Origin of the sequence: Methylocystis sp. (assembly GCF_046349115.1) — a bacterium.
Classification (GTDB): Bacteria; Pseudomonadota; Alphaproteobacteria; order Rhizobiales; family Beijerinckiaceae; genus Methylocystis.
Window position 1 is genome coordinate 259,906 of sequence record NZ_JAXMCX010000001.1, and the last position, 11,712, is coordinate 271,617.

Genomic DNA, 11,712 nt, shown 5'->3' on the forward strand with positions numbered 1-11,712 from the left:
ACATTCGGCCGGCCCGTCAGCTTTGGTTGTCATGCCACATCCGTTTGAACGGCTCGCATGTCATTCCCGACGCGCGGAGCGCGATCGGGAATCCAGAGCAAAACCTGCGTTCGCGCCTCGGCTCTGGATTCCCGGTCAGGCCTTCGGCCTGCCGGGAATGACATCGTCCAATCGAATAGATTGGACGAAGTTTATGTCAATTCCGATCGCGCGTTGCGCGCGTCGGGAAACACGCTTATGCGGCTTAAGCGAGCGCCGCCTTCTGCAACGTGACAAGATCGGCGACGCCTCTTTGAGCGAGCGCCAGCATGGCCGCGAGTTCGTCCTGCGAAAACACCGCGACTTCGGCGGTCGCCTGAATTTCGACGAGGCCGCCCGAACCGGTGATGACGAAATTGGCGTCGGTCTCGGCGGTCGAGTCCTCGGCGTAATCGAGGTCGATCACCGGCGTCGCGTTGAAAATGCCGCAGGAGACTGCCGCGACGTGATCGCGTAGCGGGTTTTCCTTGACGATCGAGCGTGACCGCATCCAATCGAAACAGTCATGCAGCGCCAGCCAGGCGCCGGTGATCGACGCCGTGCGGGTTCCCCCATCGGCCTGAATCACGTCGCAGTCGACGACGATCTGCCGCTCGCCCAGCGCCGACAGATTGGTGACGGCGCGCAGCGAACGGCCGATGAGGCGCTGAATCTCCTGGGTGCGTCCCGACAGCCTGCCGGCCGTCGCCTCGCGCCGCGTGCGAGTGTGCGTGGCGCGTGGCAGCATGGAATATTCGGCCGTCACCCAGCCACGGCCCTGGCCGCGCAGCCACGGCGGCGGCTTGTCTTCGAGCGACGCCGCGCAGAGCACCTGCGTATTGCCGAATTTCACAAGGCAGGAGCCTTCGGCATAGCGGGCGACGCCGCGCTCGAAACTCACCTGGCGCATCTCATCGGGCGCGCGTTTGCTGGGGCGCATAAAAGCTCCGTTGACGTATCGGTCGCGCCTTCTATCGCGCTTTCGGCGGCCGTGGAAGCGCCAGGCGGCGCGCCATCGCTTGCCCGCCCCGGCTTGCGCTCGCGGCCGCATGGTGAAACCATGAGCTAACGGGGCCGGATAAATCAGGCTCCGACAAAAAGGAGGGAGTGATGGGCCAAACGTCGTCCCAAGGAGCGCATTCGCACGAGGCGAGAGCACAGGGCCCCCGGCTGATTGCGCTGGCGGGCCCTTTTCAATGCGGCAAGACCACTCTTTTGGAGGCCATTCTCGCCCATGCCGGCGCGATTCCGCGGCAGGGCGGCGTCGCGGCGGGCGCGAGCGTCGGCGATTCAAGTCCTGAAGCCCGCGCCCATCAGATGAGCGTCGAATCCAATATCGCGACCGTCGACTATATGGGCGATCGCTATACTTTCATCGATCTTCCGGGCTCGGTCGAATTCGCCCATGAATCGCGCAACATCCTGCCCGTCGTCGACGCCGCTGTCGTCGTCTGCGAGGCCGACCCCCGCAAGATTCCGGCGCTGCAGCTGATTTTGCGCCAGCTTGAGGAATTCGGCGCGCCGCATTTCATTTTCCTCAACAAGATCGACGCGGCGACGATCGACGTACGCGAAGCGCTGAACATTCTGCAGCCGGCGTCGCGCACGCCGCTGCTGCTGCGGCAGATTCCGATCTGGAACAATGGCGTCGCGGTCGGCTTCATCGATCTCGCGCTGGAGCGCGCCTATGTCTATCGCGAACACGCGCCCTCCGAGGTCATCGACATTCCCAAGGGGGACGCCGCGACCGAAAAGGAAGCGCGCTACTCGATGCTGGAGCGCCTTGCCGATTATGACGACGCGCTGATGGAGGAGCTGATTTCCGACATCGAGCCGCCCCGCGACCAGGTCTTCGATGATCTCACCAAGGAGCTGCGCGCGGGGCTCGTCGCGCCGCTCTTCATCGGATCGGCCGAACGGGGCGCCGGCGTCACGCGGCTCCTGAAGGCGCTGCGTCACGAAGCGCCGGGAATCGAGGCGACCCGCGCACGGCTCGGCGTCGGCGACAGCGGCCCGCCGCTCGCCCGCATCATCCGCTCGATTCACACCCCGCATGGCGGGAAACTCTCAGTCGCGCGCGTGCTGCGCGGCGCCTTGGCGGATGGAGGCACGGTCGTTTCGCCGCAGGGCGAGGATCGCATTTCCGGCATGTCGCGTCTGATGGGCGCGACGACGGGCAAAATTACCGAGGCGAAGACAGGAGACGTGGCCGCGCTCGGTCGTCTCGATCATGCGCAGACCGGCGACAATATCGTCGCCGACGCCCGCGCCGGCGCCGAGGAGTTGAAGGCCACGCGCGCGCCTGTTCCCGATCCGGTGCATGCGCTCGCGCTCAATGTGAAGGACCGGAAGGACGAGATGCGGCTTGCCGCGGCGATGGGAAAGCTCATCGAAGAGGATCCTTCGCTCGTCTTCGTCCATGATCAGGAACTGTCGCAGATCAAGCTCTTCGGTCAGGGCGAGATGCATCTGCGCGTCGCGCTCGAACGCCTAGCCTCGCGCTTCAATGTCGCGGTCGACTACTCCAAGCCGACGGTCGCCTATCGCGAAACCATCCGCCACAAGGTCACCATTCGCGGCCGCCACAAGAAACAGTCGGGCGGCCATGGCCAGTTCGGCGATGTGGTGATGGAAATCGCGCCGCGCGGCCGCGGCGAAGGATTCGCCTTCAGCGAACGCGTGCACGGCGGCGCCGTTCCCAAGCAATATTTTTCGTCGGTCGAGGCTGGCTGTCAGGACGCCCTTCTGCACGGCCCGCTCGGCTTTCCGGTCGTCGATGTGGAGGCGGTGCTGACCGACGGCTCCTATCACACCGTCGATTCTTCCGACATGGCGTTTCGCACTGCGGCGCGCATCGGCATGAGCGAAGCCTTGGAAAAGGCCGAGCCGATCCTGCTCGAGCCTGTGCTGGCGGTCGATATCTTCGTGCCGAGCGACGCCATGTCGCGCGCGACCGGCATCGTCTCAGCGCGGCGCGGCCAGATCATGGGCTTTGGCCCGCGCGAGGGGTGGGAAGGATGGGACAGGCTCGAAACGCTGATCCCGGAGGCGGAGATGGACAATCTCATCGTCGAGCTGCGCTCGGCGACCGCCGGCTCGGGCTTCTATCAGGCCCGCTTCGACCATCTCGCCGAAGTCGTCGGCAAACAGGCGCGCGATATCGTCGCCGCCCATGCGAAGGCGAATGGGGGATAGCGACTCAGCCCGGAAAACAGCGCGCAAAGGCCAGCAGCAGGCGTGGATCGCCGCGTAGTCTGATCTTTCCGCGCAGCAGCGCCCAGACGAGACTCGTCTCCTTGCGCAGGAAGCGCAGCCAGGTCACGGAGTCGGCGGTCACGGTCAGTCGCGACGCGCCGACAAGCCCGTCGTCGACGCGAAGCCGCCTGTTGGCGATTTCGATCGTGGCGCTGCGGCGTTCCGCACCGGTGAAGACGAAGTGATAGACGGCGTCGAGACCGGTTGATTTGCCGCGCTGGAAGACGAGCCTCAGTCCTGACAGAAAGCTCTCGATCGTCGGGGGACGAAACGGCGCGCCGGCGATCCGCTTCAATTGCTTCTGTGGAAACCGGCGCGGCACATAGGCTTCGGCGTCGGAGCCGGCGGAGACGTAAACTGTCTCTTCTTTCTTTTGCAGCGGATCGACGACCTCGCGAAGATAGCGCTTCTTATCCGCCTGATAGGCGCCGATGACATCGGAGCCCGCCGGGCACACGGCCATGCAATAGCCCGCCTTATAGTTGGGACCGAAGGCGAGGCTCTGCCACATCGAGACGGTCTCGGGGTCGCTGACTTTGGCGCGATAGGCGCGCGCGCTTTTCGCCTCGACGACCGTTTCGGTCCAGTCCGAGAAGCCGCCCATGAATTCGCGATAATTATGGGTGTAGCAGGCGCCAAAGTCGAAATGTCCGTCAGGCGCGATCGCGCCGGTCGGACAGGCGGCGACGCAGAGCTTGCATTCGAAACAGGGATTGAAGTCGAGCGGCTTGGCGCGCGCCTCAAGGTCGATCTCGGCCGCGACCGTGCCGAGCAGAAGAAAATTGCCGAATTTGGGATGGATGACGTTGCGATTGATTCCCATTCGTCCGAGACCTGCGGCGACGGCGACCGGCTTATGCGAGATGACCCACATTTTCTGAGGCCATCGCGACGCCTCCATCGGAAAACCCATCGACGGATAGGCGGCGCGCACGCCCCGCGCCTGAAGCGCGAGAGCGATGCGGCGCGCGATGTCGTCGCAATCATCGCCCGAATGATGAAATTCGAGATTGGCGGCGGACCGCGCGGCGCTGCGAATGTTCTCGCGATTCATCCTGACGACGAAGGAAATGAGGGTTCGTGCGAAGGGAAAGGCGGCGAGAATGTCGCCGCGCTGATCGTCAAGCGCCGGATCGTCGAGGGAGACAAGGCCAGCGTCGTCCGCGCCGGCCGAAAGCGCGATGTCGCGGATGGCGTCCGCGTCGAGTTCGGCGGCGGCGTCAGGGGCGGGGGAGTGGCGAGGATCGATCATATTTGCATATACCCCTTTTTGCGTGCGCGGGTGTCGACTAGCGATGTCTTAGTCCGACGCCGTCGCCTCCATCAGCGCGCGCAGTTCCGATAACAGGCTCTGCAGACGTTCGGCGCCGAATTTCTTCTCGACCGAAGACTGCGCTTCGCGCCAATGCGGCAGCGCATTGGCGAGCGTCGCTTCCCCGAAAGGCGTGAGCGCAATCTTGCGGGTGCGGCGGTCGTCGCCGGTTTTCACCTTCACTAGTCCGCGCTTCTCTAATACCGCAAGGTTGCGGGCGAGCGCGCTGCGCTCGAGAACAAAGGCCTCGGCCAATTTGCTGACCGTCGCGCCGCCAGTGAGCGAGCAGGCGACGAGCAGCGAATATTGGGTCGGCTCGAGTCCGGTCGCCGCCATGAACTGCCCATAGTGACGCGTGATCGCCCGGCTGGCGCGGCGAATATTGGCGGCCGCGCAGTTTTGCGCGCAGAGCCTGACGTCACTCGGATTCAACGAAGTCATATTAGATGCATATACCCCTTTATTCGCGCCGTCAAGCGCGGCTATGGGTCGGCCTGTGCGTGAGAACACAGCGCGCCAAGGCGCGTTGGATGATGATCGCAGCCTCTTTGCAGGGAATAATCACATGCGAATGTTCATATTTCTGGTGGCCGCGGCCCTTGCCATGTCGTTCAGCTTCTATTCGAGCGCGAATGGGTTGAAGCGCGCGTCGGATTCTGCGCCGCAGGCGGTCAGCGCCCAAGCCGATACGACGCCGCGATGCTTCAAGAGCAAGAAGATGCGTCATGTGGCGAATGGCGGATGCGTCATGAAGGCCAAGCGCCACAGCGCATAATGCGCGGCGCTTGATCCTTGGACGGCGTCAATCCCGGCAGGCCGAAGACCTGGCCGGGGAATATAGAGCCAACGCTGGTATTGCCATCCATTCCCGATCACGCGCGTTGCGTGCGTCGGGAATGCAGACGCCCCGCGGCGCCGAGGCGACACGGGGTTGGTTCCGATGCCTTGAGAAGGGAGACGCCGTTCGCGCCTCCAACTTCCGGCGATCGCTGTTTACGGCGTCATCACCACGGTGGCGCCGACCGCGACGCGGTCGTAAAGATCGACGATGTCCTCGTTGAGCATGCGGATGCAGCCATAGGAGGCGGCGGAGCCGATCGACTTGCGCATTTTCTGCGTGGTGCCGTGGATCGCGACCTGACCTTCGCTCAGCGTCATGGCGCGGGCGCCCATCGGATTATTCGGCGCGCCGCCGGGGATCACTTCGGGAAGCTCGGGGTGATCTTGCTTCACGTCTTCCGGCGGCGTCCAGTCCGGCGCGACAAATCTGCCGTTGATCTGCACGACGCCGGACCATTGCTTGCCGGCCTTCGGCACCGCGACCTTGTAGGCGATGGCGTCGTTCTGGTCGACGATGAGATAGAGCTTGCGCTCATGCTCGCTGACGACGATCGAGCCCGGATTGAGGTCGGAGCGGTAGTGAACATATTCGCGGGCGGCGGCCTGCGGCGCGGAAGCGGCGCCGACGATGGCGGCGGCGAAAGCGATCTGGGCGATTTTGGAAGTCCGGCGGTTCATTGTCTTGCGCTCGATGTTCGGTGTCTCGATGAGCGCGTTGTAGAAGAGGGCGGGCCGCAACGCCGTGCGGCGGCGCACGCAGGAGATTTTCGACGAGCAACTGAAAATGATCCTGGCGGCGCCGGCGCGCGCGGATCAGGCGGTCGAGCGTTTTTTCAACCAGCGGAAGAACGCGATCACAAGGAAACCGATCACGATCAGCGTGTGCGGCGCGGTGATTGAAAAGTGGTAGGCCAAGGCCGCGGAAATGGCGCGTTCCTTTTGAACCCCATAGGCGCTGACGAGATAGGCGACGATGCCGGCTTCAAATAGCCCAAGGCCGGCGGGGCTCGCCGGAACGGCGATCGCCAGCGCGCCGATGATCAATAAGGTCATCGCATGCACGAAGCCGAAATCGATTTCGGGCAGCAGCGTGCGGAAGGCGAGGTAGACGAGGCAAACATTGGTCAGCCAAATCGAAGCCGTGAAGAAGGCGGTTTTCGCCGCGCTGTGGTTGGCGACCAGACGCCCGGCTTGCTCGACGACCGCGTCCAGTCTCATCGCTTTGACGACGCCCCATTTCGGAACGCTCCAAACGACGCCTCTCCGCCGCACCGCGAACAGGCCGGCGAAGACCATCGCAATGATCACGGCGGCGATGAGCAACATGAAGGGATCGACGATGCGCGAATCGGAGCCTGCCAGAATTAGCAATGACAAAATTACGATCGCGGTTACGTCATAGAGTTTTTCCAGCAGGACGGCGGCGCTGACGCTGCCGATCGCATAATCGAAATAGGAGCAGCCGAAATAGATTTTGACGCCTTCGCCGGCTCTGAATGGAACCAAGCTGTTGAAGGTGAAGCCCATCGTGGCGATCAAAAAACCCGAAAAGAAGCGACCCTCAAGCAGGTTCGAAAGGCGCGACCCGTAGAACAGTAGGACGAACACATTCATCGTCATTGCCAGCGCAATCGCCGTTAAGGGGATTTGCTTGAGCTGCGACGCGAGATCGGCGAATTCGATGTTGCGATAGAGCCAATATGCAATGAACGCGAAAAACCCAGCGTTCAAAACCAGCGCGACATAGCCGCCGCGCCGAGAAAGAAAGTTGGCTGCGCCGGCGGCGAGCCGTGGCCTGGAGATTGGCGGCGAAGGCCAGAATCCGCCGGCGGCCAAGGCTATTGCGCGCGACCGAAGTGCGCGCGTCGAAGGCGTGGGTCGATAGCGATCGTCCTCTACGCTCATGGCCATCTCGCTTAAGCGCGCAATAGCGCGCCGCCTTCGAGGCGGAAGAATGGCCGGCGCGACAATGGCCGGCCATCCTGAATTCAAGGCGGCGCCCGCTTAAATCAGATATTGGCCGCCATTGATCGTCAATGTCGAGCCGGTGATGAAGCCCGCGTCATCGGATGCGAGAAACACCACGGCGCGGGCGATTTCCTCCGGCTCGCCGAGACGGCCGACCGCGATATAGGGAATGATGTGCTTGTCGAGCACATCCTGCGGCACCGCCTTCACCATGTCGGTGGCGATATAGCCCGGCGCGATGGCGTTGACGGTGATGCCCTTCGACGCGCTCTCCTGCGCCAGCGCCTTGACGAAGCCGATATCGCCGGCCTTGGAGGCGGAATAATTGGTCTGGCCGGCCTGGCCCTTCTGGCCGTTGATCGACGAAATCACGATGATGCGGCCGAAGCCGCGATCGCGCATGCCGTTGATGACCGGGCGCGTGACGTTAAAGAGCGAATTGAGATTGGTGTTGATCACCGCCTGCCACTGGGCGAGCTCCATCTTATGGAAGAGACGGTCCTTGGTGATGCCGGCGTTGTTGACGAGAATGTCGACCGGACCGAGGTCCTTCTCGATCTGCGCGAGTCCGGCGGCGCAGGCGTCATAGTCGGAAACGTCGAATTTATAGACCGGAACGCCCGTCTCCGCCTTGAACTTGTTGGCGGCTTCGTCATTGCCGGCGTAGGTGGCCGCGACAGTATAGCCCGCCGCCTTCAGCGCTTTCGAAATCGCCTCGCCGATGCCGCGCGTGCCGCCTGTCACAACTGCAGTTCTTGCCATTAAAGGAGTCTCCTTCAGAATCGATCAATTGCCTGAATCGGCAGTCGGCAGTCGTGAGTAGGCAGTCGGAGCCGGCTGCCGACTGCCGCTTTTACCGCTCCACCGTGAGCGCGATGCCCATGCCGCCGCCGATGCAGAGCGTCGCGAGGCCCTTCTTGGCGTCGCGCCGCGCCATTTCGTGCAGAAGCGTGGTGAGCACGCGCGCGCCCGAGGCGCCGATCGGATGGCCGATGGCGATCGCGCCGCCATTGACGTTCACGATGGCGGGGTCCCAGCCCATGTCCTTGTTGACCGCGAGCGCCTGAGCCGCGAAGGCTTCATTCGCCTCGATCAGATCGAGGTCGGAAACCTTCCAGCCGGCCTTCTCCAGCGCCTTGCGCGAGGCCGGGATCGGGCCGGAGCCCATCACCGCCGGATCGACGCCGGCGGTCGCCCAGGAGGCGAGGCGGGCGAGCGGCGTCAGGCCGCGCTTCTTGGCCTCGTCGGCGCTCATCACGACGAGCGCCGCGGCGCCGTCATTGAGGCCCGAGGCGTTCGCCGCGGTCACCGTGCCGTCCTTCGAGAAGGCGGGGCGCAGCTTGGCGACGCCCTCCATGGTCACGCCATGCTTGATATATTCGTCGGCGTCGACGACGACGTCGCCCTTCTTGGTCGAGATCGTATAGGGGACGATCTCGTCCTTGAACTTGCCGGCCTTCTGCGCCGCCTCGGCCTTGTTCTGCGACTTGACCGCGAATTCGTCCTGCTGCTCGCGGGTGATCTGCCACTGTTTGGCGACGTTCTCGGCGGTGAGGCCCATGTGATAATTGTTGAAGGCGTCGGTGAGCCCGTCGATGATCATCGTGTCGACGAATTTCACGTCGCCCATCTTCGTGCCGGTGCGCAGCTGCGACGCATGCGGCGCCAGCGACATCGACTCCTGGCCGCCGGCGACCACGATCGTGGCGTCGCCCGCCTTGATCTGCTGGGCGGCGAGCGCGACGGCGCGCAGGCCCGAGCCGCAGACCTGATTGACCCCGAAGGCGGTGGCGCTGTCCGGAATGCCGGCCTTGATCGCCGCCTGACGCGCCGGATTCTGGCCCTGCGCCGCATCGAGCACCTGACCGAGAATGACCTCGCAGACCTCGCCCGGCTGGAGCTTGGCGCGCTCAAGAGCGGCCTTGATGGCGACAGCGCCGAGCTCGTGGGCCGGAACCGCTCCAAAGGCTCCGTTGAACGATCCAACGGCGGTGCGCGCCGCGGAAACGATCACGATATCGGTCATCTGTCGGTCTCCTTGAGAAAAAAGTCTATCTGCCCGACCGCCTCGGCCAGCCAGGGGGCGAATTGTCGGTCTTTCGCGCTTGCGCTCGGCAAGCCGCGGCCCGTTTTGCACGGAATTGGACGGTAGCGAAAGGCTTTCGGCACGAAAATATTGCCGCAGGCGCCAATTTGCGCGTATCGTTCAAGCCAGGCGGTTGAATTTTAGGCGGGCGGCGGCGTGCGGCGAGGGGAGCGTGTCAGGCGTATGGCGACCGAAAAGAAACCCACCACCATCAAGAAATACGCCAATCGTCGACTCTACGACACCGGAACAAGCACCTATGTGACGCTTGAGGACCTTGCGGCGATGGTCAAACGCGGCGAGGATTTCGTCGTGTGCGACGCAAAATCCGGCGACGACATCACCCGGCCGGTGCTGACCCAGATCATTTTCGAACAGGAGGGCAAGGAGGGCCAGAGCCTGCTGCCGATCGCCTTCCTGCGACAACTCATCCGCTTCTATGGCGATTCAATGCAGATGCTGGTCCCGAGCTATCTCGAATTCTCGATCGACAAGCTCACCAAGGAACAGCAGAAGTTTCGCGACCAGTTCACCTCGGCGCTCGGCGTCGGCGCCGGCCCCTTCGCGGAGCCGACCCGCGCCGCCTTTCAGTCTTTGGAGGAACAGGCCCGCAAGAACATGGCGGTATTTCGTCAGGCGCTCACCATGTTCAACCCGTTCGGCGTGCCGCCGGAAGGGATGACGACCGGCCCGACCCTGAATGAGCATGAGGCCGGCGGAACCCATAAGGAAGGCGCCGATGTCGCCGAACTGAAGCGCCAACTCGACGAATTGAACAAGAGGATCGACAATTTGTCGAAGGGGTGAAAGCTCAGCGTAGCGCTGGGTTTCTCCTTCTCCCGCTTGCAGGAGAAGGTGTCGCGCCGCAGGCGTGACGGATGAGGGCCCTCACCCGACCCGGCCAAAAGCCCGTCGTTAGCGACGGGCGTCTTTACAGACACCCTTTGGCCGGGCCACCCTCTCCCGCAAGCGGGAGAGGGGAGAGCCACGAATTTACGTATTAAACCTGAAATGCATCACGTCGCCGTCGGCGACCACATATTCCTTGCCCTCCAGCCTTAAGCGGCCGGCGTCGCGGGCGCCGGATTCGCCCTTGTTGGCGACGTAATCGCCATAGGCGATCGTCTCGGCGCGAATAAAGCCTTTCTCGAAATCAGTATGGATCACGCCAGCGGCCTGCGGCGCGCGCACGCCTTTTTCGATGGTCCAGGCGCGCGCCTCTTTCGGGCCGACCGTGAAATAGGTGATCAGATGCAGGAGATCATAGCCGGCGCGGATGACCCGATTGAGCCCGGGCTCGATGAGGCCGACGGCTTCGAGATAATCCTTCTGCTCCTCGACCGGCAGCACGGCGATTTCGCTTTCGATCTTGGCCGAGACGACGACCGCGGCGGCGTCTTCCTCGGCGGCGCGCGCCGCGACTTTGGCCGACTGGGCGTTGCCCTCGGCGGCCGAGCCCTCCTCGACATTGCAGACATAGAGCACGGGTTTCGACGACAGCAGCCCGAGACCCGCGAAGTCGGCGCGCTCGTCCTCGGCAACCTTGGCGAGGCGGGCTGGCTTGCCCTCGCGCAGCAACACGAGGCAGCGGTTCATCAGATCGACGAGCGCCTTCGCTTCCTTGTCGCCGCCCTTCGCCTTCTTCTCCATCGCCACCACGCGCTTTTCGAGACTTTCGAGATCGGCGAGCATCAGCTCGGTCTCGATTGTCTCAATGTCGCGGATCGGGTCGACGCCGCCTTCGACATGAGTCACGTCGCCGTCCTCGAAACAGCGGACGACATGGGCGATGGCGTCGCATTCGCGAATATTGGCCAGAAACTGATTGCCGAGCCCTTCGCCCTTCGAGGCGCCGCGCACCAGACCGGCGATGTCGACGAAGGTCAGCCGGGTCGGGATGATCTCCTTAGAGCCCGCGATCCTGGCGAGTTCCTCCAGCCTCGGGTCGGGAACGGCGACTTCGCCGACATTGGGCTCGATGGTGCAGAAAGGATAGTTCGCGGCCTGCGCCGCGGCGGTCTGGGTGAGCGCGTTGAAGAGGGTCGACTTGCCGACATTCGGCAGGCCGACGATGCCACATTTGAAGCCCATATCCGTCCCGGAATTCGATTGGCTGTTGCGGCGCGGTATGCGGGGCGGCGCGAGAAAAGGCAAGCGCCCGCTCGACGCCCGTCGTCTCGCGCCGCTGTTTAAGTCGGCAATGACGGCGCCAAAGGAATGGAGTATGCGGAAA

General features: G+C 63.4%; 11 protein-coding genes. 3 read left to right on the plus strand and 8 right to left on the minus strand.

Annotation, left to right across the window (positions count from 1 at the left end):
* Positions 1-244: 244 nt before the first annotated feature.
* Positions 245-958 (minus strand): ribonuclease PH, encoded by a 714-nt coding sequence (gene rph, locus U1E20_RS01230; protein ID WP_409978763.1) that lies wholly within the window; start codon positions 956-958, stop codon positions 245-247.
* 170 nt (positions 959-1,128) lie between these two features.
* Between rph and U1E20_RS01235 the strand changes: the two genes are divergently transcribed.
* On the plus strand, positions 1,129-3,213 hold the full coding sequence (locus U1E20_RS01235; RefSeq protein WP_409978764.1) for an elongation factor G: 2,085 nt from the start codon (positions 1,129-1,131) through the stop codon (positions 3,211-3,213).
* Between the two features lie 4 nt (positions 3,214-3,217).
* Here the strand turns inward: U1E20_RS01235 and U1E20_RS01240 are convergent, their stop codons facing one another.
* The gene (locus tag U1E20_RS01240) at positions 3,218-4,525 is read right to left on the minus strand and encodes an SCP2 sterol-binding domain-containing protein (RefSeq protein WP_409978765.1); all 1,308 of its coding nucleotides are present in this window, start codon (positions 4,523-4,525) and stop codon (positions 3,218-3,220) included.
* A 48-nt stretch (positions 4,526-4,573) separates the two neighbouring features.
* Positions 4,574-4,921 (minus strand): MarR family winged helix-turn-helix transcriptional regulator, encoded by a 348-nt coding sequence (locus tag U1E20_RS01245; protein WP_409978766.1) that lies wholly within the window; start codon positions 4,919-4,921, stop codon positions 4,574-4,576.
* Positions 4,922-4,940: 19 nt separating this feature from the next.
* Here U1E20_RS01245 and U1E20_RS01250 point away from each other — a divergent pair, with 19 nt between their 5' ends.
* A complete protein-coding gene (locus tag U1E20_RS01250) occupies positions 4,941-5,360 on the plus strand; it encodes a hypothetical protein (protein WP_409978767.1) in 420 nt (139 codons plus the stop codon).
* Between the two features lie 218 nt (positions 5,361-5,578).
* On the opposite strand, the gene U1E20_RS01255 is transcribed toward U1E20_RS01250, so the two are convergent.
* The 4 genes from U1E20_RS01255 to U1E20_RS01270 all read right to left on the minus strand — a co-directional run bounded on the left by U1E20_RS01255 (position 5,579) and on the right by U1E20_RS01270 (position 9,419).
* Positions 5,579-6,181: a L,D-transpeptidase gene (locus U1E20_RS01255; RefSeq protein WP_409978768.1), complete on the minus strand. Its 603-nt coding sequence runs from the start codon at positions 6,179-6,181 to the stop codon at positions 5,579-5,581.
* Between the two features lie 57 nt (positions 6,182-6,238).
* A complete protein-coding gene (locus tag U1E20_RS01260) occupies positions 6,239-7,330 on the minus strand; it encodes a lysylphosphatidylglycerol synthase transmembrane domain-containing protein (protein ID WP_409978769.1) in 1,092 nt (363 codons plus the stop codon).
* Positions 7,331-7,429: 99 nt separating this feature from the next.
* Positions 7,430-8,155, minus strand: a complete 726-nt coding sequence (phbB, locus tag U1E20_RS01265; protein ID WP_409978770.1) for an acetoacetyl-CoA reductase — start codon at positions 8,153-8,155, stop codon at positions 7,430-7,432.
* Between the two features lie 91 nt (positions 8,156-8,246).
* On the minus strand, positions 8,247-9,419 hold the full coding sequence (locus U1E20_RS01270; protein WP_409978771.1) for an acetyl-CoA C-acetyltransferase: 1,173 nt from the start codon (positions 9,417-9,419) through the stop codon (positions 8,247-8,249).
* A gap of 243 nt (positions 9,420-9,662) precedes the next feature.
* Between U1E20_RS01270 and phaR the strand changes: the two genes are divergently transcribed.
* Complete coding sequence (gene phaR, locus U1E20_RS01275) at positions 9,663-10,286, plus strand: polyhydroxyalkanoate synthesis repressor PhaR (protein WP_409978772.1); 624 nt, start codon at positions 9,663-9,665, stop codon at positions 10,284-10,286.
* 186 nt (positions 10,287-10,472) lie between these two features.
* Here the strand turns inward: phaR and ychF are convergent, their stop codons facing one another.
* Entirely contained in the window at positions 10,473-11,570 is a 1,098-nt protein-coding gene (gene ychF, locus U1E20_RS01280; RefSeq protein ID WP_409978773.1) for a redox-regulated ATPase YchF, read from the minus strand.
* Between the last annotated feature and the right edge of the window lie 142 nt (positions 11,571-11,712).